Origin of the sequence: Streptomyces sp. T39 (genome assembly GCF_008042045.1) — a bacterium.
Classification (GTDB): domain Bacteria; phylum Actinomycetota; class Actinomycetes; order Streptomycetales; family Streptomycetaceae; genus Streptomyces.
Map to the genome: position 1 here is coordinate 2349488 of NZ_RDBP01000012.1, position 23582 is coordinate 2373069.

23 protein-coding genes are annotated in these 23582 nt (G+C 72.3%); 12 read left to right on the top strand and 11 right to left on the bottom strand.

Annotation, left to right across the window (positions count from 1 at the left end; translation table 11 throughout):
* The first annotated feature begins 108 nt into the window (after positions 1-108).
* Positions 109-1635, top strand: a complete 1527-nt coding sequence (locus EAO77_RS11715; RefSeq protein WP_147987949.1) for a ricin-type beta-trefoil lectin domain protein — start codon at positions 109-111, stop codon at positions 1633-1635.
* A gap of 253 nt (positions 1636-1888) precedes the next feature.
* Here the strand turns inward: EAO77_RS11715 and EAO77_RS11720 are convergent, their stop codons facing one another.
* The gene (locus EAO77_RS11720) at positions 1889-3556 is read right to left on the bottom strand and encodes a fumarate hydratase (protein WP_187283185.1); all 1668 of its coding nucleotides are present in this window, start codon (positions 3554-3556) and stop codon (positions 1889-1891) included.
* A gap of 252 nt (positions 3557-3808) precedes the next feature.
* Complete coding sequence (locus EAO77_RS38560) at positions 3809-4147, bottom strand: hypothetical protein (protein ID WP_187283186.1); 339 nt, start codon at positions 4145-4147, stop codon at positions 3809-3811.
* 39 nt (positions 4148-4186) lie between these two features.
* Between EAO77_RS38560 and EAO77_RS11730 the strand changes: the two genes are divergently transcribed.
* On the top strand, positions 4187-4867 hold the full coding sequence (locus EAO77_RS11730; protein WP_147987951.1) for a DUF1707 domain-containing protein: 681 nt from the start codon (positions 4187-4189) through the stop codon (positions 4865-4867).
* 154 nt (positions 4868-5021) lie between these two features.
* Positions 5022-5375: a WhiB family transcriptional regulator gene (locus tag EAO77_RS11735; protein ID WP_147987952.1), complete on the top strand. Its 354-nt coding sequence runs from the start codon at positions 5022-5024 to the stop codon at positions 5373-5375.
* A gap of 219 nt (positions 5376-5594) precedes the next feature.
* Here the strand turns inward: EAO77_RS11735 and glpX are convergent, their stop codons facing one another.
* On the bottom strand, positions 5595-6626 hold the full coding sequence (glpX, locus tag EAO77_RS11740) for a class II fructose-bisphosphatase (protein ID WP_147987953.1): 1032 nt from the start codon (positions 6624-6626) through the stop codon (positions 5595-5597).
* Positions 6627-6762: 136 nt separating this feature from the next.
* On the opposite strand from glpX, the gene EAO77_RS11745 reads away from it, so the two are divergent.
* Positions 6763-7311 carry a DUF4245 domain-containing protein gene (locus EAO77_RS11745; protein WP_187283262.1) on the top strand — a complete coding sequence of 183 codons (549 nt, stop codon included), beginning with the start codon at positions 6763-6765 and terminating at the stop codon, positions 7309-7311.
* Positions 7312-7415: 104 nt separating this feature from the next.
* On the opposite strand, the gene EAO77_RS11750 is transcribed toward EAO77_RS11745, so the two are convergent.
* The 4 genes from EAO77_RS11750 to EAO77_RS11765 form a co-directional block, all read right to left on the bottom strand.
* A complete protein-coding gene (locus EAO77_RS11750) occupies positions 7416-8006 on the bottom strand; it encodes a malonic semialdehyde reductase (RefSeq protein WP_147987955.1) in 591 nt (196 codons plus the stop codon).
* 148 nt (positions 8007-8154) lie between these two features.
* The gene (locus tag EAO77_RS11755) at positions 8155-8388 is read right to left on the bottom strand and encodes an exodeoxyribonuclease VII small subunit (RefSeq protein ID WP_147987956.1); all 234 of its coding nucleotides are present in this window, start codon (positions 8386-8388) and stop codon (positions 8155-8157) included.
* A gap of 103 nt (positions 8389-8491) precedes the next feature.
* Positions 8492-9700 (bottom strand): exodeoxyribonuclease VII large subunit, encoded by a 1209-nt coding sequence (gene xseA / locus EAO77_RS11760; protein WP_147987957.1) that lies wholly within the window; start codon positions 9698-9700, stop codon positions 8492-8494.
* 70 nt (positions 9701-9770) lie between these two features.
* Positions 9771-11165: an APC family permease gene (locus tag EAO77_RS11765; protein ID WP_147987958.1), complete on the bottom strand. Its 1395-nt coding sequence runs from the start codon at positions 11163-11165 to the stop codon at positions 9771-9773.
* A 76-nt stretch (positions 11166-11241) separates the two neighbouring features.
* Here EAO77_RS11765 and EAO77_RS11770 point away from each other — a divergent pair, with 76 nt between their 5' ends.
* The 3 genes from EAO77_RS11770 to ppgK are packed head-to-tail and all read left to right on the top strand — an operon-like array spanning position 11242 to position 13328.
* On the top strand, positions 11242-12234 hold the full coding sequence (locus EAO77_RS11770) for a 4-hydroxy-3-methylbut-2-enyl diphosphate reductase (protein ID WP_147987959.1): 993 nt from the start codon (positions 11242-11244) through the stop codon (positions 12232-12234).
* 54 nt (positions 12235-12288) lie between these two features.
* Positions 12289-12891, top strand: a complete 603-nt coding sequence (locus EAO77_RS11775) for an ROK family protein (protein ID WP_315986088.1) — start codon at positions 12289-12291, stop codon at positions 12889-12891.
* Positions 12801-13328 carry a polyphosphate--glucose phosphotransferase gene (ppgK, locus tag EAO77_RS11780; protein WP_315986098.1) on the top strand — a complete coding sequence of 176 codons (528 nt, stop codon included), beginning with the start codon at positions 12801-12803 and terminating at the stop codon, positions 13326-13328. The genes EAO77_RS11775 and ppgK overlap by 91 nt, the downstream gene beginning before the upstream one ends.
* An 11-nt stretch (positions 13329-13339) precedes the next feature.
* Here ppgK and EAO77_RS11785 read toward each other — a convergent pair whose 3' ends face one another.
* Entirely contained in the window at positions 13340-13903 is a 564-nt protein-coding gene (locus EAO77_RS11785) for a DUF6542 domain-containing protein (protein WP_147987960.1), read from the bottom strand.
* A gap of 193 nt (positions 13904-14096) precedes the next feature.
* Between EAO77_RS11785 and ychF the strand changes: the two genes are divergently transcribed.
* Positions 14097-15185, top strand: coding sequence for a redox-regulated ATPase YchF (ychF, locus tag EAO77_RS11790; protein WP_147987961.1), 1089 nt, complete (start codon positions 14097-14099; stop codon positions 15183-15185).
* Between the two features lie 41 nt (positions 15186-15226).
* Here the strand turns inward: ychF and EAO77_RS38565 are convergent, their stop codons facing one another.
* Positions 15227-15481, bottom strand: a complete 255-nt coding sequence (locus EAO77_RS38565; RefSeq protein ID WP_187283187.1) for a hypothetical protein — start codon at positions 15479-15481, stop codon at positions 15227-15229.
* A gap of 376 nt (positions 15482-15857) precedes the next feature.
* Here EAO77_RS38565 and EAO77_RS11805 point away from each other — a divergent pair, with 376 nt between their 5' ends.
* Complete coding sequence (locus tag EAO77_RS11805) at positions 15858-17276, top strand: ATP-binding protein (RefSeq protein ID WP_147987962.1); 1419 nt, start codon at positions 15858-15860, stop codon at positions 17274-17276.
* Between the two features lie 314 nt (positions 17277-17590).
* Here EAO77_RS11805 and EAO77_RS39445 read toward each other — a convergent pair whose 3' ends face one another.
* Positions 17591-18241, bottom strand: coding sequence for a DUF6000 family protein (locus EAO77_RS39445; RefSeq protein WP_315986089.1), 651 nt, complete (start codon positions 18239-18241; stop codon positions 17591-17593).
* A 238-nt stretch (positions 18242-18479) separates the two neighbouring features.
* Here EAO77_RS39445 and EAO77_RS11815 point away from each other — a divergent pair, with 238 nt between their 5' ends.
* The 3 genes from EAO77_RS11815 (at position 18480) to EAO77_RS11825 (ending at position 22084) form a co-directional block, all read left to right on the top strand.
* Positions 18480-18737 carry an NrdH-redoxin gene (locus tag EAO77_RS11815; RefSeq protein ID WP_147987963.1) on the top strand — a complete coding sequence of 86 codons (258 nt, stop codon included), beginning with the start codon at positions 18480-18482 and terminating at the stop codon, positions 18735-18737.
* A 789-nt stretch (positions 18738-19526) separates the two neighbouring features.
* Positions 19527-21104 (top strand): S8 family peptidase, encoded by a 1578-nt coding sequence (locus EAO77_RS11820; RefSeq protein WP_147987964.1) that lies wholly within the window; start codon positions 19527-19529, stop codon positions 21102-21104.
* A gap of 227 nt (positions 21105-21331) precedes the next feature.
* Positions 21332-22084 (top strand): DUF4190 domain-containing protein, encoded by a 753-nt coding sequence (locus EAO77_RS11825; RefSeq protein ID WP_187283188.1) that lies wholly within the window; start codon positions 21332-21334, stop codon positions 22082-22084.
* Between the two features lie 82 nt (positions 22085-22166).
* Here the strand turns inward: EAO77_RS11825 and EAO77_RS11830 are convergent, their stop codons facing one another.
* The gene (locus EAO77_RS11830) at positions 22167-23531 is read right to left on the bottom strand and encodes a glycoside hydrolase family 18 protein (RefSeq protein ID WP_147987966.1); all 1365 of its coding nucleotides are present in this window, start codon (positions 23529-23531) and stop codon (positions 22167-22169) included.
* Between the last annotated feature and the right edge of the window lie 51 nt (positions 23532-23582).

The window sequence follows — 23582 nt, forward strand, 5'->3', positions numbered from 1 at the left end:
TCCTCCGGCCTACGCCTCGAAAAGTTGAGCAGTTGTCTTGTTCCGCGTATTCCCAACTGCGCTACCCGCCAGTACATACCCCGTGAGACCACAACCCGGGGAGGCGCAATGACGCGACCAGGCCCAAGACTCCACCCGTTCCGGCGCACGGCTGCCGCCGTCGCCGTCCTCGCCACCGTGCTCGGCGGCACCGGCGCAGCCACGGCGTCCGCGGCACCGGCCACCCCCGCGGCCGCGGCGTCCGTCCCGCTGCCGCCCGAACTGGAGGCCGTCCGCGCGGCGGAGGCCACCGCCCTCTACGGCAGCCCGGCCGAACGCCCGCTCGACCAGCGCAGGACGGCGCTGATCTCCCTGGGCGACAGCGAGATCTCCGGCGAGGGCGTCGGCACCTACGAACCGGGCACCGACGGGCCGGACAACTGGTGCCACCGCTCGCCCGAAGCGGCCGTCCACCGCACCGGCATCGCCGCCGACGTGACCTACAACGTCTCCTGCTCCGGCGCCCACACCGGAAACATCCGCATCGGCGGCTCCCGGCAGTACACCGACGAACCGGTCCAGAGCGACAGCCTCGCGATCAAGGCGCGCAACACCCGGATCACGATGGTCCTGCTCGTCGCGGGCGCCAACGACGACCTGCAGTTCGGCCCGGTCATGACCGACTGCGTCACCCGCTACATCCTGCTCCAGGGCGCCTGCGCGCCGAAGTACGCCCCCGGCTGGCAGGCCCGTGTCGACGGTCTCGTGCCCAAGGTCGAGCAGACCGTGCGCGACCTGCGGACCGTGATGCGCGACGCCGGTTACGGGGACGGCGACTACAAGCTCGTGCTCATGGGCTACCCGAGCCCCATCGGCCCCGACTTCCGGGACAACCCGTCCTTCCCCGGCAAGCTGATCTGCGGCGGCCTGGGCTACGACTCCGACACCACGTGGGGCCGCGACACGGCCGTCCCCGCCTTCGAACGCGGCATGCGACGAGTCGCGCAGAGCACCGGAGCGGTCTACCTCGACAACTCACGCCTCTTCCACGGCCACGAGGTCTGCCACCAGGACGCCTGGGCCCGCGGCCTCTACATCGACCTCGGCAAACCCTTCCCGCCGGACGCCAACTCCGTCCGTCAGTCCTTCCACCCGAACGCGCGCGGCCACGCGGCCTTCGCGTCCTGCCTGACCCAGCTGTACGACTCGGGCCTGCGGGAGGCGAGTTGCGCGGACGTCGCCTCCAGTGGCGCCCCGCGCCTGTTCCCGCTCGCCTGGGACGACGTCTACCGGCCGCTCAGGGCCGCCTCCGGCCTCTGCGCCGACGTCGAGGGCGCCGTCACGCGCAACGGCACCAGGACACTGGCCTGGGAGTGCCACGGCGGCCGCAACCAGGGCTGGTGGCACGACACCGCCCGCGGCTCCCTCCACACGGAGCTGAGCCAGGACCGCTGCCTGGACGTGCCGGACTCCGCCTACCGCGCCGGCACCGCCCTGGTCCTGTGGGACTGCCACGGCGGCGCCAACCAGAGGTTCGTCCGCGACGGTTCGACCATCCGCCCGGCATCCGCCCCCGGCCTCTGCCTGACGGCCGCCTCCACCGCACCGCTCCGCCTCGCCTCCTGCGACGGATCCCCGGGGCAGCGCTTCGCCTAGGAGGCCGTCCACTCGGGCGACTCGGGGCGGCTCCGGCCTCGCGCGGCGACCCGGGCTCCGTCCGGGGCTCGGGGTTCGCCCGGGTTTCGGGCGACTCCGGGCGAATCCTGCCTCGCCGGCGGCTGAGGGGCGCGGGTCCGGGGGCGGAGCCCCCGTAAGGCGTCGCGCCCGCGACGGCGCGACGCACGGGCCCGAGGGCCCCGGGGCGCGACCCGGGCCCCCGGGACCGCGGTTGCAGCGCCCCCCGGGGGTGCTACGCCAGCCCCGGCCCCCGCACCGGAATCGAGGTGAACGTGGGCGCCGGGGCCGGCTCCGTGAAGAAGTCGTTGCCCTTGTCGTCGACCACGATGAACGCGGGGAAGTCCTCGACCTCGATCCGCCACACCGCCTCCATGCCGAGCTCCTCGTACTCGACGACCTCGACCTTCTTGATGCAGTCCTGCGCCAGCCGCGCCGCCGGCCCGCCGATCGACCCCAGGTAGAACCCGCCGTGCGTCCCGCACGCGTCCGTCACCTGCTTCGAGCGGTTGCCCTTGGCGAGCATGATCTTCGAGCCGCCCGCGGCCTGGAACTGCTCCACGTAGGAGTCCATCCGGCCGGCCGTCGTCGGGCCGAAGGACCCGGACGCGTACCCCTCGGGCGTCTTCGCGGGCCCGGCGTAGTAGACCGGGTGGTCCTTCAGGTACTGCGGCATGTCCTCGCCCGCGTCCAGCCGCTCCTTGATCTTCGCGTGCGCGATGTCGCGCGCCACGACCAGCGGGCCGGTCAGCGAGAGACGGGTCTTCACCGGGTACTTGGACAGCTCCGCGAGCATCTCGTCCATCGGCCGGTTGAGGTCGATCCGGACGACGTCGCCCTCCTCGGCGAGGTGCTCGTCGGTGGTGTCGGGGAGGAAGCGCGCCGGGTCGGTCTCCAGCTGCTCCAGGAAGACGCCCTCGGCGGTGATCTTGGCGACGGCCTGGCGGTCCGCCGAGCAGGAGACGGCGATGGCGACGGGGAGCGAGGCGCCGTGCCGCGGCAGCCGCACCACCCGCACGTCGTGGCAGAAGTACTTGCCGCCGAACTGCGCGCCGATCCCGATCTTCTGCGTCAGCTCGAAGACCTTCTTCTCCAGCTCCTCGTCGCGGAAGCCGTGGCCGAGCGCCGAGCCCTCGGACGGCAGCTCGTCGAGGTAGTGCGCGGAGGCGTACTTCGCGGTCTTCAGCGCGAACTCGGCCGAGGTGCCGCCGACGACGATCGCGAGGTGGTAGGGCGGGCAGGCCGCGGTGCCGAGCGAGCGGATCTTCTCCTCCAGGAACCGCATCATGCTCGCCTCGTTGAGGACGGCCTTCGTCTCCTGGTAGAGGAAGGACTTGTTGGCCGAGCCGCCGCCCTTGGCCATGAAGAGGAACTTGTACGCACCGCCGTCGGTGGCGTACAGCTCGATCTGCGCGGGCAGGTTCGAGCCGGTGTTCTTCTCCTCCCACATGGTCAGCGGCGCCATCTGCGAGTAGCGCAGGTTCAGCTCGGTGTAGGCGTCGTAGATGCCGCGCGAGAGGGCTTCCTCGTCGCCGCCCTCGGTGAGCACGTTCTGGCCGCGCTTGCCCATGACGATCGCGGTGCCGGTGTCCTGGCACATGGGCAGGACGCCCGCGGCGGCGATGTTCGCGTTCTTCAGGAGGTCCAGCGCGACGAACTTGTCGTTGGACGACGCCTCGGGGTCGTCGATGATGCGGCGCAGCTGGGCGAGGTGGGCGGGGCGGAGGTAGTGCTGGATGTCGTGGATCGCCTCGGCGGCCAGCTTCCGCAGGGCCTCGGGCTCCACCGTGAGGAAGGTCCGCCCGTTCGCCTCGAAGGTGGCGACGCCCTCGGCGGTCACCAGCCGGTACGGGGTGGTGTCCTCGCCCAGCGGGAGCAGATCCGTATACGCGAACTCCGGCATTTCGCCCATTCCTCACTTAGCAGACAGCAGCATGCCTCCGTCGGCAGCGCCATCCAGCGTAAGACTCCCCTGCGGCGCCGATCCTGTGAGGTAAGGCTCACTTCCCGGACCGGGACCGCACGGGGGTGCGGAGCGCCCCCCGCGGTGGTGGTCGCAGGGGGCGCCGCGCATCGCCGGGCGACCGTCCGGCGATGCGCGGTCCGGCGCCGGCGGCCGTCCCCCGCCGGCCGTCCGAAGCCCGGCGGCCGTCCGCTAGCCGGTGATCGTCGCCGTCAGCCGGAAGGCGGTGGCGAAGACCGGGGACGTACGGCGGGACTCGACGACCAGCTCCCACACACCGGCGGCCGGCGCCTCGTACGTGCGGGTGGCCGGGTCGCGGCCGTTGCCGTCGAGGTAGTGGGCGTAGCAGGAGAGGCTGCCCGGTGCCGCTCCCGCCGGACCGGGGCGCCGGCCGCCCCCGGCCCGACCCTGCCCGAGGCCGGGCGGCGGGGAACGCCCGTGGGGAGGCGGTTTCCCGCCTGGCCGGTATGCGCCGGCGTGGCCCGCGCGGCGGCCGGATCCGGCCGCCCGGACGCGATGCCCGGGCGCCATCCCTGGTCGCGATCTATCGCGTTTCGCTAGGCTGGTCACGTGGACCTCGAGAAGCAGCCCCAGAAGTCGGCCGTCCGCGCCGAGACCGCCCGTCCCGAACAGGCCATGCGGGCGTCGGACGCCGACCGCGACCGGATCGCCGACATCCTGCGGGACGCTCTCGCCGAGGGGCGGCTCGACGCCGAGGAGCACTCCGAACGCATCGACGCGGTCTACCGCGCGAAGACCCTCGGCGAGCTCGAACCGCTCGTGAGCGACCTCCCGTCGGACGGGCGCGGCGCCGCCTCCCCGTACGGCGCAGGCGTGCGGGCGCCCGAGGACGACGAGGCCGGCGGTCCCGCGGACAACGTGGTCGCCGTCTTCTCCAGCGCGACCCGCAAGGGCCGTTGGAGCGTGGGCCGCCGCACCAACGCCTTCTCGCTCTTCGGCAGCGTCGAGATCGACCTCACCGAGGCGATGTTCCGCCAGCGCCTCACGGTGATCAACGCGACCTCGATCTTCGGCAACGTCGAGATCCGCGTCCCGGAGAACATCACCCTGCGCGGCAGCGGCACCGGCATCTTCGGCAACTTCGAGGTGGTGCACCTGGAGGCCGCCGACCCCCAGGCGCCCGTGGTCGTCGTCAACGGGTACGCGGTTCTGGGCAATATCGAGGCCAGGCCCAAGCGCGGCCGCCTGATCGCCGACCTCCACGCCCGCCTGCGCAAACACCTCGGCTGACGGCCCGGCGCGCATACGGCACTTCGCGCCGTCCGCGCGCCGGGCGGGGGCCGGCGCACCGGACGGCGGCGCCACTCAGTGCATAGGCGTGCGCACAGCGGGTAGGGACTGCTGCATCGTCTCTCGCTCGCGAATCCGTCGTCAGGAGTAGACCGTGCTGCAACTGCCGCATCAGTCCCTGAAGGTAGCCGCCGTTCCGCCTCAGCGCGTCCCGGCTCGGGAGGACGATGCCGGCCCCTGGCACGCGGAGGCGGTGTGCCGCCGCGACGAGGCCGGACTCTTCTTCGCCCCGTCCAAGGAGCCCACGGCCGCACGGCTGGCACGGGAGGAGGCGGCCAAGCGCGTCTGTGCCCGCTGCCCCGTGATGGTCGAGTGCCGCGAGCACGCTCTGCTCCAGCCGGAGCCGTACGGCGTGTGGGGCGGGCTCACGGCGGCTGAGCGCCGCGTGGTCCTGGCCCGTAGGCGCCGGCGGGAGGTCGAGCTGAAGAAGTCCCCGTCCGCCGCCTGACGCACCTCGGCCGGCGCGTCACGGGCTCGCCGGCCCCGCGGCCCGCCGGACGACGTCCGCCCGACGACGACGGCCGCCCGGCGCCCGCCTGACGACGCCGACGGACGCACCCGCCCGAGGAACGGCGGACGAGGAGCGGCGACGAGGAACGGCGACGAGAACGACAAGAGGCGCCCCTCCGCACAAAGGGGCGCCTCTCGTGCCGTCCGCGGCCGGGTCCTACTGGGCGCGGTCGAAGTCGATCTGGCTGTAGGCCCGCAGCTTCGACAGGCGGTGGGTCGAGTCGATCTGGCGGATCGTGCCCGACTTGGAGCGCATCACGAGCGACTGGGTGGTCGCCGTCTCGGCCCGGTAGCGCACACCGCGCAGCAGTTCGCCGTCGGTGATGCCGGTGGCGACGAAGAAGACGTTCTCGCCGCTCACCAGGTCGTCGGTGGACAGCACCCGGTCGAGGTCGTGCCCGGCGTCGATCGCCCGCGCCCGCTCCTCGTCGTCCTTCGGCCACAGCTTGCCCTGGATGACGCCGCCGAGGCACTTGATGGCGCAGGCCGAGATGATGCCCTCGGGCGTGCCGCCGATGCCGAGGAGCAGGTCGACGCCGGTGCCCTCCTTGACGGCCATGATGGAGCCCGCGACGTCGCCGTCGGAGATGAACTTGATCCGGGCGCCCGTCTCGCGGATCTCCTTGACGATGCCCTCGTGGCGGGGGCGGTCGAGGATGACGACCGTGACGTCCTCGGGCGAGGAGTGCTTGGCCTTGGCGACGCGGCGGATGTTCACGGACACGGGGGCGTTGATGTCCACGTAGTCGGCGGCCTCGGGGCCGGTGACCAGCTTGTCCATGTAGAACACCGCGGACGGGTCGAACATGGTGCCCCGGTCGGCCGCCGCCAGTACCGCGATGGCGTTCGGCATGCCCTTGGCGGTGAGCGTGGTGCCGTCGATGGGGTCCACGGCGATGTCGCACTCGGCGCCGGTGCCGTCGCCGATGCGCTCGCCGTTGAACAGCATCGGCGCCTCGTCCTTCTCGCCCTCGCCGATGACGACGACGCCGTTCATCGAGACGGTCGAGACGAGGGTTCGCATGGCCTTGACCGCCGCACCGTCGGCGCCGTTCTTCTCGCCGCGGCCCACCCAGCGGCCGGCCGCCATGGCGGCGGCCTCGGTGACACGGACGAGCTCCAGGGCGAGGTTGCGGTCGGGGGCCTCGGGAGAGACCTCGAGCGGGGACGGCAGTTGATGCTCGGTCATCGGAGCGCACCTTTCTGTACGACGCGACGGCCGTAATAGGAGGGTGGTGCGACTCTATCGGTAGATCGACATATTGAGCAGAGGGGCCCACGTTTGAGCGCGGATGCCGGATGCGACCATAGGGGACGTGGCAGGTATGCGAGGCAGACAGACGGTCCGGGGCATGTTCCAGTCGATGGCGGTGATCGGCGTCGTCGTGGCGGGCATCTACATGCTGGTCCCGCACGACGAGAAGGCCGACCCGATCAAGCCCGTCGACTACCGGGTGGAGCTCCTGACCGCCCAGCGCGCGGCGCCGTACCCGGTGGCCGCGCCCGAGGGCCTGCGCGGCGGGTGGCGCACCACGTCGGTGACGTTCGACGGCGCCGACGACCACGCCTGGCACCTCGGCTTCCTCGACCCGGACACGCAGTACGTGGCGGTCGAGCAGTCCACCGCACAGCCGGCGGAGAAGTACGTGCGCAAGGTCACGCGGCACGCGGAGAAGACCTCCGCGACGCAGGAGATCCGCGGCGAGACCTGGCAGCGCTGGGACGGTCCGAAGTACGACGCGCTGGTGCGCACCGCCGACGGGGCGACCACGGTGGTCATGGGCACGGCCTCGCCGGAACGCCTGACGGAGATGGCGCAGGCGCTCGTCGCCGGGTCCGCCGCCTCCCCGTCCCCGTCCGCCAAGGGGTCCTGAGCCCGCCCGCCGGGGCGCCTTCCCGCCCCGGCCGCCCGTGCCGTACGGCGAAGGCCGCCGCCCCGGAGATCCGGGTGCGGCGGCCTTCGTGCGCGCGGGGCGGCTCAGACGGTGGTGACGACCTGCTCGTACGACAGGCGCGGGGAGCGGGGGAACCAGGCGTCCTCGGCGGGCTTGCCGATGTTGACGACCATCAGCGGGGTGTGGTCGCCGTCCAGGAACTCCTTCTGGATGCCGGCGGCGTCGTAGCCCGTCATCGGGCCGGCGGCCAGGCCGGCGGCGCGGATGCCGAGGATGAAGTAGGCGGCCTGGAGGGAGGCGTTGACCACGGCGGCCGACTCGCGGACCGGGCGCTCGCCGAAGAAGACGTCCTTCGCCTGCGGGAAGTGCGGGAACAGCGTCGGCAGCTCCTCGTGGAACTCGTTGTCCGCGGCGAGGATCGCGACCAGCGGGGCGGCGGCCGTCTTGGCGCGGTTGCCCTCGGCCAGGTGGGACACCAGGCGCTCGCGGGCCTCCGGGGAGCGGACGAGCACGACGCGCAGCGGGGTCTGGTTGAAGGCCGTCGGGCCGTACTTGACCAGGTCGTAGATCGCCTGGACCTGCTCGTCGGTCACCGGCTCGTCGGTGAACGCGTTCGCGGTGCGGGCCTCGCGGAACAGCAGGTCCTGGGCGGCGGGGTCAAGAACGAGGGACATGGGAACCTTCCGGGGACGGTTAATGGGCCAACCAACTACCGCTTCACCGTACCGCAAGTAGATTAAAGTTCAACTAAAGCGCGGCTCTGGTGACCCGACTCACACTCCCCGCCCCGCCCGCCGTCCCCGCCGGACCCGGCCATGAGCCCTACCGGCCGCCGTCGTCCCCGTCCGGCTCCGCTTCCGCCAGTGCGGCGTCGAGGCGCGCCCGCGCCCCCTCCAGCCAGTGCCGGCAGACCTTCGCCAGCTCCTCCCCGCGCTCCCACAGGGCGAGCGACTCCTCCAGCGTCGTGCCGCCCGCCTCCAGCCGGCGCACGACCTCGATCAGCTCGTCCCGCGCCTGCTCGTAGCCGAGCGCGGCCTCTTCCGTCCTGGCAGCCATGCGATCCACCCTAAGTCGAGCCTGCAATGTGAAAACGGCGGCGCCGTCGCGCGGCCGGGAGACACCCGCCGCGCGGACGCCCGCCCCCGAGCGCCCCGCCCGGTCAGTCGTCGACGCGCACCGCGAACTCGCCGTGCGCGACCCTGGCGCGCAGCGCGTCCCCCGCGGCCACCTCGTCGGGCGAGCGCACCACGGCGCCGTCCGCGCGCTGGAGGACGGCGTACCCGCGCTCCATCGTGGCGGCCGGCGACAGCGAGACCACCCGTGCCCTGGTGTGCGACAGCTCCGAGTCCGCACGGTCCAGCAGATGCCCGAAGACCCGCCGGCCCCGCGCCAGCAGCGCGTCCACCTCGTCCTCGCGCTGCTCCACCATCCGCTGCGGGTGCTCCATGCACGGCCGCGCCAGCGCGTGGGCGAGGCCGCGCTCCTCGCGCTCCAGCAGCCCCTCCACCGTGCGCAGGGCGCGGCGACGCAGCTGCCGCACCCGCTCCAGCTCCTCGCCGACGTCCGGCACGACCTTCTTCGCCGCGTCCGTCGGCGTGGACGCCCGCAGGTCCGCCACCAGGTCCAGCAGCGGCGCGTCCGGCTCGTGGCCGATGGCCGAGACGACCGGGGTCGTGCAGCCGGCCACCGCGCGCACCAGCTGCTCGTCGGAGAACGGCAGCAGGTCCTCCACGCTGCCGCCGCCCCGGGCCACGATGATCACGTCCACCTCGGGGTGCTCGTCCAGCTCCTTGACCGCCTGGACGACCTGGGTGACCGCGTGCACCCCCTGCACGGCCACGTTGCGCACCTCGAAGCGGACGTGCGGCCAGCGCCTGCGCGCGTTCTCCAGGACGTCCCGCTCGGCGGCGGACGCCCGGCCGCACACCAGGCCGACCCGGTGCGGCAGGAACGGCAGCGCCCGTTTGCGGTCCGCCGCGAACAGACCCTCCGCACCGAGCGACCGCTTCAACTGCTCCAGCCGCGCCAGCAGTTCACCGATGCCGACCGGTTTGATCTCCGTCGCCCGCAGCGAGAGCTGCCCCCGCGGCGCGTACCACTCCGGCTTGGCGAGCACCACGACCCGCGCCCCCTCGGTGACCACGTCCGCCACCGCGTCGAAGACCTGGCGGTAGCAGGTCACCCCGACCGAGATGTCGTACGACGGGTCCCGCAGCGTCAGGAAGACGACCCCGGCGCCCGGACGGCGCGACAGCTGGGTGATCTGCCCCTCGACCCACACCGCCCCGAGGCGGTCGATCCACCCTCCGATGAGCCGCGAGACCTCGCCGACGGGCAGGGGCGCTTCCGCGGACGTGTTGAGAGCCATACGGGCGAGGGTAACGGCCCGCTCCGACATCGCCGCCGATCCGGACCGCCCGCCGCCCGCCCCGGCCCTCTCAGCCCTTCCCGTCCCCCTCGGCCGGCTCATCCGGCCTCGTCCGGCCCCACTGCACCGACAGCACCACCAGCCCCACGCCCAGCCAGATCACCCCCACCACCTGCGCCGACCGTGCCGCCTCCGCGATCACCGCGACCAGTACGGCGGCTCCGAGCACCGGCACCACCACATGACGCAGCCAGTCCGGCGGCCCGTCCATCCGGCGCACCACGAACCAGCCGACCACGCTCGCGTGCAGCAGCACGAACGCCGTCAGCGCGCCGATGTCCACCACCGACACCAGGTGGTCCAGGCCGTCGTCCCGCTGCGCCGCCCACACCGCCGCCACCATCGTGACCACCGCCGCGACCAGCAGGGCCAGCCGCGGCACCCCGGAGTCGGTGCGCGCCAGCACCCGCGGCAGCCGCCGGTCCCGGGCCATCGCGAAGAGCAGCCGCCCGGCCGCCGCCTGCCCGGCCAGCGCGGCGAACGCCGCGCCGATCGCCTTGCTGACCGCCACCAGGTCGTGCAGCCAGGTCCCCACCGAGGCGTCCACCGCGTCGTAGAAGGCGGAGCCCTGCGCCGCCGGATCGGCCGCCAGCTCCGCCGACGACACCGGGGTCAGCAGCGCCACCAGATACGTCTGCGCCACGAAGAGCGTCCCGGCGAGCGCCAGGCAGAACAGCACCGCCCGCGCCACCTTCCGCGAGCCGCCGGTCACCTCCTCCGCGAACGAGGCGATCGCGTCGAAGCCGAGATACGACAGCACGGCGATCGACACGGCGCTGAAGACCGCGGCCATCGAGAAGCCGGCGTCACCGGTGAGCGGCGACAGCCAGTCCCGCTCGGCCCCGTCGCGGGCCAGCACCACCACCGCCGACACCACGAACACCAGCAGCACCGCGATCTCCATCGCCAGCACCGCGAAACCGACCCGGGCCGCCGCCCGCACGCCCCACAGGTTGAGCAGTGTGGTCACCACGACCGCGAGGGCCGTCCACACCCACCGGTCCACCGCCGGGACCAGCGCCTCCATGGCGATCCCGGAGAACAGGTACGCCACCGCGGGGATCAGCAGGTAGTCGAGCATCGCCATCCACCCGGCGACGAAACCCGGCGCCTCGCCCAGCCCCTTGCGCGCGTAGGTGAACACCGATCCGGCCTGCGGGGCGACCCGCACCATCTGCGCGTAGCTCGAAGCGGTGAACGCCATGGCGACCGTCGCCACCACGTAGACCAGCGCGACCGCCCCGCCGGACGTGGCGTCCAGCGTGCCGAACACGCCGACCGGGGCCATGGGGGCGATGAACAGCAGCCCGTAGACGACGAGGTCACGGAAGCCGAGTGTGCGCCGCAGTCCGCTGTGGTCCCCGGCGGCACCCTGCCCGCCGTCCCGTACGGCCCCTCGCCTCATCGCGTCCTCCCTGCCTCGCGTACCGCCCAGTCTGCTGGCCACGGGCGATCACCTGCCTGTTCTGGACGGCCTTACGATGGGACGCATGACTTCTGCGCAGCCTGCCCGACGCGTCCTGCTCGCCGCTCCCCGTGGTTACTGCGCGGGTGTGGACCGCGCCGTGATCGCCGTGGAGAAGGCCCTCGAGCAGTACGGCGCGCCCATCTACGTCCGCCACGAGATCGTCCACAACAAGTACGTCGTGCAGACCCTGGAGAAGAAGGGCGCGATCTTCGTCGAGGCGACGGCGGAGGTCCCCGAGGGCTCGATCGTCATGTTCTCCGCCCACGGCGTCGCCCCGACCGTGCACCAGGAGGCCGCCGAGCGGAAGCTCGCGACCATCGACGCCACCTGCCCGCTGGTGACCAAGGTCCACAAGGAGGCCGTGCGCTTCGCCCAGGAGGACTACGACATCCTCCTCATCGGCCACGAGGGCCACGAGGAGGTCATCGGCACCTCCGGCGAGGCCCCCGACCACATCACCCTCGTCGACGGCCCCGACGACGTCGCCAAGGTCGAGGTCCGCGACCCCGACAAGGTCGTCTGGCTGTCCCAGACCACCCTCTCCGTCGACGAGACGATGGAGACCGTCGACGCCCTGAAGACCAAGTTCCCCGGCCTGATCTCACCGCCCAGCGACGACATCTGCTACGCCACCCAGAACCGCCAGACCGCCGTCAAGCAGATGGGCGCCGAGGCCGACCTCGTCATCGTCGTCGGCTCCAAGAACTCCTCGAACTCGGTCCGCCTGGTCGAGGTCGCCCTCGGCGCCGGCGCCCGCGACGCCCACCTGGTCGACTTCGCCGAGGAGATCGACGAGGCGTGGCTCGACGGTGTCACCACGGTCGGCGTCACCTCCGGCGCCTCCGTGCCCGAGGTGCTGGTCGAGGGCGTGCTGGAGTGGCTCACCCGGCACGGCTTCGAGGACGTCGAGATCGTCAAGGCCGCCGAGGAGTCCATCACCTTCTCGCTCCCCAAGGAGCTGCGGCGCGACCTGCGCGCCGAGGCGGACGGCCTCGCCGGCCGGTGACCGCCGGTCCCGTCGCCGCTCCCTGACCTGCCGTCAGGCTCTAACGTGGTGCCCATGAACGTCTTCGGAGTGGACATCGGCGGATCCGGGATCAAGGGCGCTCCCGTGGATCTGGAACGGGGCGACCTGGCCGAGGAGCGCCACAAGGTCCTCACCCCCCATCCGGCGACGCCGGACGCCGTCGCCGACGGAGTGGCCGAGGTGGTCGCCCACTTCGGCTGGACCGGCCCGGTGGGCATCACCTTCCCCGGCGTCGTCACCGGCGGCATCACCCGCACCGCGGCCAACGTCGACAAGGGCTGGATCGACAAGGACGCGGCCCGGCTGCTCGGCGACCGGATCGGCGGCTCGCCCGTGACCGTCCTGAACGACGCGGACGCCGCCGGCGTCGCCGAGATGACCTTCGGAGCCGGCCGCGGCCGCAAGGGCACCGTGATCATGCTGACGTTCGGCACCGGCATCGGCAGCGCGCTCTTCGTCGACGGCCGCCTGGTGCCCAACACCGAGCTCGGCCCGGCTGGACCGGCCCGGTGGGCATCACCTTCCCCGGCGTCGTCACCGGCGGCATCACCCGCACCGCGGCCAACGTCGACAAGGGCTGGATCGACAAGGACGCGGCCCGGCTGCTCGGCGACCGGATCGGCGGCTCGCCCGTGACCGTCCTGAACGACGCGGACGCCGCCGGCGTCGCCGAGATGACCTTCGGAGCCGGCCGCGGCCGCAAGGGCACCGTGATCATGCTGACGTTCGGCACCGGCATCGGCAGCGCGCTCTTCGTCGACGGCCGCCTGGTGCCCAACACCGAGCTCGGCCACCTCGAACTTCACGGCCACGACGCCGAGAAGCGGGCCTCCACCAAGGCCAAGGAGGACGCCGACCTCAGCTGGCCGCACTGGGCCCGCCGGGTGCAGAAGTACCTCGCCCACGTCGAGATGCTCTTCTCGCCCGAGCTGTTCGTGATCGGCGGCGGCGTCAGCCGCAAGGCGGAGAAGTTCCTGCCCCTCATCGAGGACATCCGGGCCGAGATCGTCCCGGCCGAGCTGCAGAACAACGCGGGCATCGTCGGCGCCGCGATGGCGGCCGCCGGCCGCTGAGGCGGCCCGGGTCAGTGGCGGCCCGCGGGATCCTTCGTCCCGGCGGGCCGCCGCCGGCGCCGCCCCATCGCCCGCACCTTGCGCACGCAGGTGATCAGACCGGCGACCAGCGTCCCGCCGTAGAGCCAGACGGCGTGCACCGCCAGCGCGGTGACGACGGCCATCGTCTGACCGCCCAGCCCGCCGTCGCCGCCGGAGATCGGCACGATGCCCACCGCGAACGCGATCGGCACGATGATCGGCGCCATCACCAGGTCCGCCTCGCGCACCCACAGCGCGGTCAGCGCGCTGACCGGCAGGAACAGCACCCCGTAGACGACCGCCGAAGCGTCCAGCAGCAGCCAGTCCAGGAACCCCAGCACGAACATCACGGCGGCGGCGAACAGCCCCGCGCCGAGTCCGGTCAGCCGGGGGTTCGGCAGTCTGCGCAACGCGAGCACGACCGGCGGCACCGGCCGCCGGGGCCGGGGACGCACCGGGTAGACGGTGGTGCCGTCGGCGACTGTGCCCCGGGCGGGAAGCGAGCCCTGCGGGCGCTGCCGGGGCTCGGGGCTACGGGTCCTGTGCTGCTCCACTTGCACAACGTAGGTCGCCGGAGGGGCACGGGGAGGCACCAGACACGCCCTTTGAGCCACCTTGGCCGTGCGTTCGACTGACGGCGGCCGTCGATGCCCGCCGCGGCCCGCCCGTAAACTGGGGGATCGGCCCGCCCCCTGCGGACCGCACGGACCGCAGCACCGCCCACCACCCACTCAGGAAGTCGCCAACGTGTCGCTCACGATCGGAATCGTCGGCCTGCCGAATGTCGGCAAGTCGACCCTGTTCAACGCCCTGACCAAGAACGACGTACTGGCGGCCAACTACCCGTTCGCCACCATCGAGCCCAACGTGGGCGTCGTCGGGGTCCCCGACACCCGTCTCACCAAGCTGGCCGAGATCTTCTCCTCCCAGCGCGTCCTCCCCGCCACCGTCGACTTCGTCGACATCGCGGGCATCGTGCGCGGCGCGAGCGAGGGCGAGGGCCTGGGCAACAAGTTCCTGGCGAACATCCGTGAGTCGGACGCGATCTGCCAGGTCATCCGCGCCTTCAAGGACGAGAACGTCGTCCACGTGGACGGCAAGGTCTCGCCCAAGGACGACATCGAGACGATCAACACCGAGCTGATCCTCGCCGACCTCCAGACCATCGAGAAGGTCCTGCCGCGCCTGACCAAGGAGGCGCGCATCAAGAAGGACGTGGCGCCGAAGGTCGCCGCGGTCGAGGCGGCGAAGGAGATCCTGGAGCGGGGCGACACCCTCTTCTCCCAGGGCATCCTCCAGGGCTCCGAGAAGGCCGAGCTCCTGCACGACCTCCACCTGCTCACCACCAAGCCGTTCCTCTACGTCTTCAACGTCGACGAGGACGAGCTGACCGACGACTCCTTCAAGGACGAGCAGCGCGCCCTGGTCGCCCCGGCCGAGGCGATCTTCCTCAACGCCAAGCTGGAGGCCGACCTCGCCGAGCTGGACGAGGAGGACGCCATCGAGCTCCTCCAGTCCGTCGGCGCCGAGGAGCCCGGCCTCGCCACCCTCGCCCGCGTCGGCTTCGACACCCTCGGCCTCCAGACCTACCTCACGGCAGGCCCCAAGGAGTCCCGCGCCTGGACGATCAAGAAGGGCGCCACGGCCCCCGAGGCGGCCGGTGTGATCCACACCGACTTCCAGAAGGGCTTCATCAAGGCCGAGGTCATCTCCTTCACAGACCTGGTCGAGACCGGCTCCGTCGCCGAAGCCCGCGCCAAGGGCAAGGCCCGCATGGAGGGCAAGGAGTACGTCATGCAGGACGGGGACGTGGTGGAGTTCCGCTTCAACGTGTAGTCGGTCCGTTGCTGCTCGTCGGTCGGGTTCGTCGAACACAGTCAGCTCGGAAGGGGTCGGACTCCGACGAGTCCGACCCCTTCCACAGCCTCCACACCCTCGCCGCAGGCATCGACCGTGATCGCGATGCCGTCATCGCCGGCCGCACCCTGCCCCGGAGCCCCGGCGCCGCCGGACGACACGTCAACCGGATCGAGACGCTCGAACGCCGGATGTTCGGCCGGGCCGGCTTCGCTCTGCTGCGGAAGAGGGGGCTTCCGGCTCATGCCGCTGGAGCGGTGTTCCCTGATGGTCATGAATCCGCGCGGAGAACCGGGGAGCGCCCCGCGGCTTCGAGGGAGTGGCACCCGGGTCCCACGGACGCGATCTCTTCCTTCACGTCATCGAGAGGGGCTGCACTGACGTATGCGTCATCGCGGTGACCGGTCCCCTCGCCGGTCGCGTCCTCATGGGTAACGGCGACGGGTTCTGGGGTCCCAACGTCTCCTCCGCCACCGACTTCTTCGACTGGTACGAACGGTGGCTCAGTCACTCCACGGCCCCTCGTCACCTGCCATCCACCCGGCTCATCCCTGCCATGGTGGGGTCGTCGGGCAGGCTTCGGTCCGATGGCTGCGCTAACCTCTATGTTACTAACATCGTTGTTAGTGTCCTACGCGGAGGTCGACGGTCATGGTGGATTTCGTAGGCCGTCGGCAGGAGCTGGCGACGTTGGAGCGCGAGCTGCGGAAGGTGGCGGCAGGGAGTGGGGGAGAGCGGCCCGGTCGGTGCGTGATGTTGCGCGGTCGGCGGCGTGTGGGCAAGTCGCGACTGGTCGAGCGGTTCGCGGAGCGCTCCGGAGCCCCTTTCCTGTTCTACGCGGCGACCGGGGCGTCCCGCGGGGCCGACCTGGCACGGCTGGCCCGGGATGCCCAGGCGTCGACGCTGCCGATGGCGGGACTCGTGGCCGCCGCGCGGCCGGAGAACTGGGACGCCGCGTTCGACGTGCTGGCCGCGGCGCTCCCCTCCGACCGGGTGAGCGTGCTGGTCATCGACGAGGTCCCGTACCTGATGGACGCCGATGGCGCCTTCGAGGGGATGCTCCAGCGGGCCTGGGACCGGGTCCTGGAGACCAAGCCGGTGCTGCTGGTCCTCATCGGTTCCGATCTGGCGATGATGGAGGCGCTGAACAGCTATGGGCGCCCCTTCCACCAGCGCGGCCGGGAGATGGTGCTGGGACCGCTGAACCCGGCCGAGGTGGGGCGGATGCTGGAGCTGGATCCGGCGGAGGCCTTCGACGCCGCGCTGGTCACCGGCGGCCTGCCGCTGATCTGTGCAGAGTGGCCGCGGGGCGCAGGGCTGTGGGACTTCCTCGGTGAGGCACTGAGCGACCCGGTCTCGGCTCTGCTGGTGTCGGCCGAACGCTCGCTGGCAGCCGAATTTCCCCCACAGGCTCAGGCCCGTACGGTGCTGGCGGCCATCGGCAGTGGTGAGCGGACCTTCACCAACATCGCTCGTGCGGCCGGCGGAATCGGGGCCACACCGCTGCAACGAGCGCTTGAGCTGCTCACCGACAAGCGGATCGTCGCTGCGGAGCTACCCGTGTCGCCGCGTCCGTCGAAGGATCGCCGCTACCGTGTGGCAGACCCCTATCTGCGCTTCTGGCTGCACCTGCTCGGCCCCTCCATGGAGGAGATCGAGCGAGGCCGGGGCGATCTGACCCTGGCACGGATCCGGGAGAGCTGGACCAGCTGGCGCGGCCGGGCGGTCGAGCCGCTCGTCCGCGAGGCGCTCGCACGGATACTGCCCGACGATCAGCTCCCCGCAGCCCCGGCAGTGGGCGGCTACTGGACCCGCACCAACGATGTCGAGATCGACGTCATCGGTGCGGACCGCGCCCCCGTTGCCAAGGAGCTGCTCTTCGTCGGCTCCATCAAGTGGCTGGAGCAGTCACCCTTCGACCGGCACGACCTGGCAGCACTCCACCGACACCGGGCCGCCCTCACCGACGAACCCGTTCCCGTCGTGGCCGTCTCGCGCAGCGGCGTCGAAGCTCCGGGCCTCGACGCAACGTACGGCCCCGGTGACTTGCTGACCGCTTGGCCGCTGTGAGCGACCGATCGCGGACCCCTTGCCCCTCATGCCGGCAGGCGCCTGTGCCATGAGCTCCACGGCGAGACCGGTGACGGACGGCCGAGCCGGGACCTCCGGGGGACGCCATGAAGACGAGGGCTCCGTCGGTCAGCTCGGTGTGGCGCGGTGCCCCGGACAGGCGGTCCAGGTCCTCGGCGAACCGGCCTTCCGCGCGCGGCGGGCGCAGCCGGCCGGGCAGGGCGGTCATGGGACGACCCCGGCCGTTCCGCGGCCCGCGGTCCTCGCCCGCGGCGGGACGTCGCCCGGCCTGCGCGCCCCCTGGGCCGAGGGCGTCAGGGGCTGGTCCAGCCGGCGGCGAAGTCGCAGCACAGGTCGGTCCACCGGCGCTGCCGCTCCGGCGTCCACTCGGCGTGGCCGCGGAGCCGGGGCAGGGCTCCGACCCAGGTGTCCCAGGGGCCGCCGGGCACGGTGAACGGCGCGGCGTGGTCCGACCCGAGGGCGGCGTCGATGCGCAGCAGGGCGCCCAGAGCGTCGCCCTGGTCGTAGCGCAGGTCGGTGCGCGGGAGGTAGCGGTCGAGGTAGGCCACGAGGATCTCGGCGTCGGCGACGGTGCCGAGGCGGGCCAGGGCGAAGCAGTAGCCGCGGCCCGCGTAGCAGACCTCGCTGTCGAGGAGCAGGGCGCCGAGGCGTTCGCGGAACGCCTCGCGGCGGTCCACGCCGATGAGCCAGGCGGCCGTCGTGCGCGGACGCCATCCGTGGTCGAGCAGGGTCTCCAGCTCGGCGTCGGTGATCGCGGCGGCGTCGGCGACGAGGTGCCGGGTGAAGCGCTCGGCGTGCGGCCATCCCGGCCGCAGGAAGCGCCCGCTGTTCAGGTCGAGGTAGCGCGGCATCTCCGAACTCATCGTCTGCACATAGCGCGCCACGACCCGGCGGTGGTGCGGGTCGTCGGGCGGCAGGGCGTACGCGGACGGTGAAGGCTGCACGCAGGCAGTCTCGGCCACGCCCGCCCGTGTCCGCCACGCATTTGTGCGCGCCAGGGGCGGGCGGGGTCGCCCGGTCCTGTGGGACCGGACTGCCGGTGGCCGGGCACGGTCCGTCCACCGCCGGGCGCCTGTTTCCCGGAGGGGCCGCGTCGGGGCCGGGGCCCGTGCGGCGGGCCGGGCCGGACCCGGGCGTCGTCTACGCTCCGCGGGCGAACACGCCGAGTCCCGGGGGGAGTACATGGCCGCAGAGCCGGTGCGGGAGGCCGACGCCGTCGTCCACTGGCGGCCGTTGTGCATGTACTGCCTGAAGCTGTGGTTCCTGGTGCGCTTCACGACGCGGCTGCGCTGCACCTGGCTGAACATCTGGCGCGACGAGGACGCGGCCGCGTACGTGCGGTCCGTCGCGGACGGGAACGAGACCGTGCCGACGGTGCGCGTGGGCTCCACGGCCCTGGTCGATCCGTCGCAGGCCGCCGGCATCCGGTCCCAGGCGTAGCGGGCGAGGGTCTTCACCGCCTCCTTCTCCGTGACCTTCTCGTACGGCAGCGGGGGCAGCACGGGCTTCTTGTCGTTGGTCCGTCAGGCCCCCGTACCCGCCCCGCCGTGCCGGGGGCGGGGCGGGTACGGGGGCCTGACGGCCGCACCCCGCACGCGGGTCGCCCGATCGGACACCTGCGGCGACGCCGGACCCGACGCCGGACCCGGGCCTCGCCACCGCGGGGCCCCGGGAGAGCCCGCCGCCGACGCGGCGCAAGCCGCGCCGGCGGGCGGTTTCGGCCGACACGACCGCGCCGAGGTCCTCGGACGACGACGTCGGCATGCGGAGGCCGAGTTTGGCCGAAACCCTCCGGGTGCGCGGCGCGAGCGGAGTGCGGCCCTCGCCGCGGGGAGACGGCGGGGCGAGGAGCGCGACGGGGCCTCCCCGTGACGTCACCCGCTGTTCACCCGGCCCGCGAGGGCGGCCGGCGGGCACGGGCCGGCGGCGGAGCCGGGGTCGAGGGGGCCCCGGCAGCCGGGACAGTGCCAGGTGGCAGAATCGACCGGCCAGTAGCTTGCGCAGTGGGGGCGGCGAAAGCGCGTCATGGGGGGTCAGCATGGCAGCCGTGTGGCGCTCGTGTTTCCGGGCGCACGGGCCTCTTGTGCGATTCCTATGGATCGGTCAATCTTTCGCTCGGCAGACGGACGGAGGGGGTCGACGAGGTGAAGCCGCGTCGTTGGCATGACCCTGCCGTTCAGCTGCCATGACCCCCACAGCAACGCACCACCTATGAGGAGGACCCCTCACATGTCTGTGATGCGTGACTCGCGGCGAAGAATCGCCGCGGCCAGCGCCATAGCCGTCGCCGCCCTCGTGGCCGGCACGGCTGCCGCCCTTCCGGCCTCCGCGGTCGAGCCGGCGCCCGTCGGCGTCATCGAGAACGCCGGCGCCCCGGGTGCCGTCAAGGGCAGCTACATCGTGACGCTCGACGAGTCCGCGGCCGACGCGGGCTCCAGCGAGGGCAAGGCCCTCGCGGCGGAATACGGTGCGAAGATCAAGCGGACCTTCCAGTCGGCCGTCAACGGCTACTCGGTCCAGCTCTCCGAGGCGCAGGCCAAGAAGTTCGCGGCGGACCCGGCTGTCGAGTCCGTCGTGCAGAACCGTACCTTCAAGATCACGGGCACCCAGCCGAACCCGCCGTCCTGGGGCCTGGACCGGATCGACCAGCAGTCGCTCCCGCTCAACTCCAGCTACACCTACCCGGACCCGGGTGGCGAGGGTGTCACGGCGTACGTCATCGACACCGGCGTCCGCATCAGCCACAGCGACTTCGGCGGCCGCGCGTCCAACGGCTACGACGCCATCGACAACGACAACACGGCGCAGGACGGCCACGGTCACGGCACGCACGTCGCCGGTACCGTCGCCGGGTCCTCCTACGGCGTGGCCAAGAAGGCCAAGATCGTCGGCGTCCGCGTGCTCGACAACTCCGGTTCCGGCACGACCGAGCAGGTCGTCGCGGGCATCGACTGGGTGACGCAGAACGCGGTCAAGCCGGCCGTCGCCAACATGAGCCTCGGCGGCGGGATCGACAGCGTCCTCGACGAGGCGGTCCGCAACTCCATCGCCTCCGGCATCACCTACGCGGTCGCGGCGGGCAACGACGGCGCCAACGCCTCCAACTACTCGCCCGCGCGGGTCGCCGAGGCCATCACCGTCGGCTCCACCACCAGCACCGACGCCCGCTCCAGCTTCTCCAACTACGGGACGTCGCTGGACATCTTCGCCCCCGGTTCGTCGATCAAGTCGGCCTGGAACACCAACGACACGGCGACGAACACCATCTCCGGCACCTCGATGGCGACCCCGCACGTCGCGGGCGCCGCCGCGCTCTACCTCGCCGGCAACAAGACGGCCACCCCCGCCCAGGTCGCCTCCGCGCTGACCGGCGCGGCCGTCCAGGGGAAGGTCACCAACCCGGGCACCGGTTCGCCCAACCGTCTGCTGAACGTCGGCAGCGGCGGCACCACGCCCCCGCCCGGTGACCGGTTCGAGAACACCGCCGACTACACGATCCGCGACAACGCCACCGTCGAGTCGCCGGTCACCGTCAGCGGTGTCACGGGCAACGCGCCCTCGAACCTGGCCGTCTCGGTCGACATCAAGCACACCTACATCGGTGACCTCCGGGTCGACCTGGTCGCCCCCGACGGCACCGTCTACAACCTCAAGGCGTACGGCTCCGGAGGCAGCGCGGACAACGTGATCACCACGTACACCGTGAACGGCTCCGCCGAGGTCGCCAACGGTGTCTGGAAGCTGCGCGTGGGTGACAACGCCACCTACGACACGGGCAAGATCGACGCCTGGTCGCTCCAGTTCTGATCCCGGACCGGGCGGTGACGCCCGAGCCCTGATCCACGCCCGTACGGAAGGGGCGGCCGCCCGAGCGGCCGCCCCTTTCCGCACGCCGACCGCGGTCGGCCCCCGCGGCGGGGGCCGGTCCGTCAGGGCGCCGGAGATGTCCCCGCGTTCCCACCCTCCCCGCGATTCGTCGTATGATCCGCGCGCCCGTGCGCAGGCGTTCGAACGATCCGAGGAGCAGACGAGCCGTGGACCCCGCAGCCCAGGGCGGGCAGCCGAACCCCCAGGACCCGTACGGTCAGCAGCCCTGGGGCGTACCGCGCCCGCAGCCGCCGCAGCGCCGGACCCACAACGGACTCTCCATCGCCTCGCTGGTGCTGGGCATCGTCTGCTGCATCCCGCCGCTCGGCCTCGTCCTCGGACTCGTCGCGCTCACCCAGATCCGGCGCCGTGGCCAGCGGGGCAAGGGCATGGCCGTCGCGGGCGTCGTCCTCTCCTCGCTGAGCACCGTGCTGCTCGTCGTGTTCATGGCCACCGGTGGGGCGGGCGACTTCTGGCGCGAGTTCAAGAAGGGCATGGACGAAGCGTCCAGTGCGAGCAGCCCGTTCGATCTGGCCAAGGGCGACTGCTTCGACATACCGGGCGCCGAGGTGCCGGACGAGACCGAGACGGAGTCCGTCCCGACCAAGGACTGCGCCGAGCCGCACGACGCCGAGGTCACCGGCAGCTACCGGCTGGACGAGGCGGACGGGTACCCCGCGTCCGATGCGGCGGACGCGGCCATGGAGAAGCGCTGCAACGGCATCAGCGACGCCTACGTCCCCGACCCGTCCGCGCTGCCCTCCCATGTCGCCAACTACTACTTCCTGCCCACCAGGGAGAGCTGGGACCTCGGCGACCGCACGGTGACGTGCGCCCTCGCCGCGACCGAGGGCCGGCTCACCGGCTCGTTCGAGGACGGCGGTGCGGCGGAGGCGACGGGCGGCGGGACCGGCGTCTGAGCCGACGCCGGTCCCGCCTGTCGGCGGGCCCGTGTGCCGCCCACCGCCGGGCGGCACACGGGCCGTGGTCCGTGCCGGGAGGTCAGCGGCGGCCGAGGCCGCGGTCCACGGCCGCCGTCAGCTCGCCGTCCGCCGTGTCCCCGTCGAGCGACCAGAACATCGCGCCGCCGAGCCCCATGGCCCGGACGTAGGCGGACTTGGCCCGCAGCACCTGCGGGTCGTCGTACGTCCACAGCGTGGTGCCGTCGAAGAGCCAGGCGTGGCCCTCGGCCCGGTTGCGGTGCACCGTGTACGCCCCCGAGTCGGCCAGCTTCTTCAGCGCCTTGTAGTCCTCGTAGCCGGCCGCCCAGGTCGCCGGCGCCGGCCCGGTCGCGGGCTGCCCCAGACCGTCCCCGCCGCCGGTCACACCGGTCCAGCCCTGGCCGTAGAACGGCATGCCGACCACCAGCTTGCGGGCGGGGGCGCCGCGCCGCAGCCAGTCGCGGACGGTCTGGTCGACGCTGAAGTCGCCGCGTGCGCGCAGGGCGGACTGCTGGGCGGTCGTGGACTCGCCGGAGACGTGGAAGTCGTAGCCCTGGAGGTTCACGAAGTCGAAGTCGCGCATGATCTTGGCGACTTCGAAGCCGGCGTCGATCTTCGCGGGCGCGGTCGGCACGAACGCGCTGAGCTCGTAGTGCCTGCGCTTGCCGCCGTCCGCCTTCGCCTGCGATGTCGCGTACGCATCGAGCTGGACGCGGAACTCGCGGACCAGCGCGGTGAAGTTCTTCTTGTCCTCCGGCCGGTGGACGGTGTCCGTGTCGCCCGCGGAGCCCGGCCACTCCCAGTCCAGGTCCACGCCGTCGAAGACCCCGGCGGCCGCGCCCCGGCCGCCGCGGGCCCCGTCGACGGGCAGGTTGCCCTTGATGTAGAGGTCGATGCAGGAGGCCACCAGGGCCTTGCGGGACTCGGGCGTGCGCACGGCGTCGGAGAAGTGGGTGGACCAGCTCCAGCCGCCGAGCGAGATCATCACCTTCAGGCCCGGGTGCTTGGCCTTCAGCTCGCGCAGCTGGTTGAAGTTGCCGGCGAGGGGCTGTTCGGCGGTGTCGGCCACGCCGTCGACGGAGTCGGCCGCGTCGAGCGGCCGGGCGTAGTCGGCCCAGGCGTCGGCCTCGCCCGGGATGTTGCCGGTGAAGCATCTGCCGTCGGCGCTCACGTTGCCGAAGGCGTAGTTGATGTGGGTGAGCCTGCCGGCCTGGCCGCTGGTGTCCATGTCCTTGACCTGGAAGTCCCGGCCGTAGACGCCCCACTGGGTGAAGTAGCCGACCCGCTTGAGGCCGGCCCGGTCGTGGCGGTCCCCGTGCCCGGGGGTCCGCTCGTCCGCGGCGGAGGCGGCGCCGGGGGAGAGGGCGGCGATGAGGGAGAGGGAGCCGACGGCGACGGCCGTACGGACAAAGGTGCTTCGACGCATGGGCGCTGGCTCGTTCCTGTGCGTGTACCGGACGGGGGGATGAGCTGGGTC

Bases quoted from the DNA above. Each gene is read 5' to 3' on its own strand.
- EAO77_RS11715 (WP_147987949.1), top strand. From the start codon at position 109: ATGACGCGACCAGGCCCAAGACTCCACCCGTTCCGGCGCACGGCTGCC.
- EAO77_RS11720 (WP_187283185.1), bottom strand. From the start codon at position 3,556: ATGCCGGAGTTCGCGTATACGGATCTGCTCCCGCTGGGCGAGGACACC.
- EAO77_RS38560 (WP_187283186.1), bottom strand. From the start codon at position 4,147: ATGGCGCCCGGGCATCGCGTCCGGGCGGCCGGATCCGGCCGCCGCGCG.
- glpX (WP_147987953.1), bottom strand. From the start codon at position 6,626: ATGACCGAGCATCAACTGCCGTCCCCGCTCGAGGTCTCTCCCGAGGCC.
- EAO77_RS11745 (WP_187283262.1), top strand. From the start codon at position 6,763: ATGCGAGGCAGACAGACGGTCCGGGGCATGTTCCAGTCGATGGCGGTG.
- EAO77_RS11750 (WP_147987955.1), bottom strand. From the start codon at position 8,006: ATGTCCCTCGTTCTTGACCCCGCCGCCCAGGACCTGCTGTTCCGCGAG.
- EAO77_RS11755 (WP_147987956.1), bottom strand. From the start codon at position 8,388: ATGGCTGCCAGGACGGAAGAGGCCGCGCTCGGCTACGAGCAGGCGCGG.
- xseA (WP_147987957.1), bottom strand. From the start codon at position 9,700: ATGGCTCTCAACACGTCCGCGGAAGCGCCCCTGCCCGTCGGCGAGGTC.
- EAO77_RS11765 (WP_147987958.1), bottom strand. From the start codon at position 11,165: ATGAGGCGAGGGGCCGTACGGGACGGCGGGCAGGGTGCCGCCGGGGAC.
- EAO77_RS11770 (WP_147987959.1), top strand. From the start codon at position 11,242: ATGGGACGCATGACTTCTGCGCAGCCTGCCCGACGCGTCCTGCTCGCC.
- EAO77_RS11775 (WP_315986088.1), top strand. From the start codon at position 12,289: ATGAACGTCTTCGGAGTGGACATCGGCGGATCCGGGATCAAGGGCGCT.
- EAO77_RS38565 (WP_187283187.1), bottom strand. From the start codon at position 15,481: ATGACCATCAGGGAACACCGCTCCAGCGGCATGAGCCGGAAGCCCCCT.
- EAO77_RS11805 (WP_147987962.1), top strand. From the start codon at position 15,858: ATGGTGGATTTCGTAGGCCGTCGGCAGGAGCTGGCGACGTTGGAGCGC.
- EAO77_RS11815 (WP_147987963.1), top strand. From the start codon at position 18,480: ATGGCCGCAGAGCCGGTGCGGGAGGCCGACGCCGTCGTCCACTGGCGG.
- EAO77_RS11820 (WP_147987964.1), top strand. From the start codon at position 19,527: ATGTCTGTGATGCGTGACTCGCGGCGAAGAATCGCCGCGGCCAGCGCC.
- EAO77_RS11830 (WP_147987966.1), bottom strand. From the start codon at position 23,531: ATGCGTCGAAGCACCTTTGTCCGTACGGCCGTCGCCGTCGGCTCCCTC.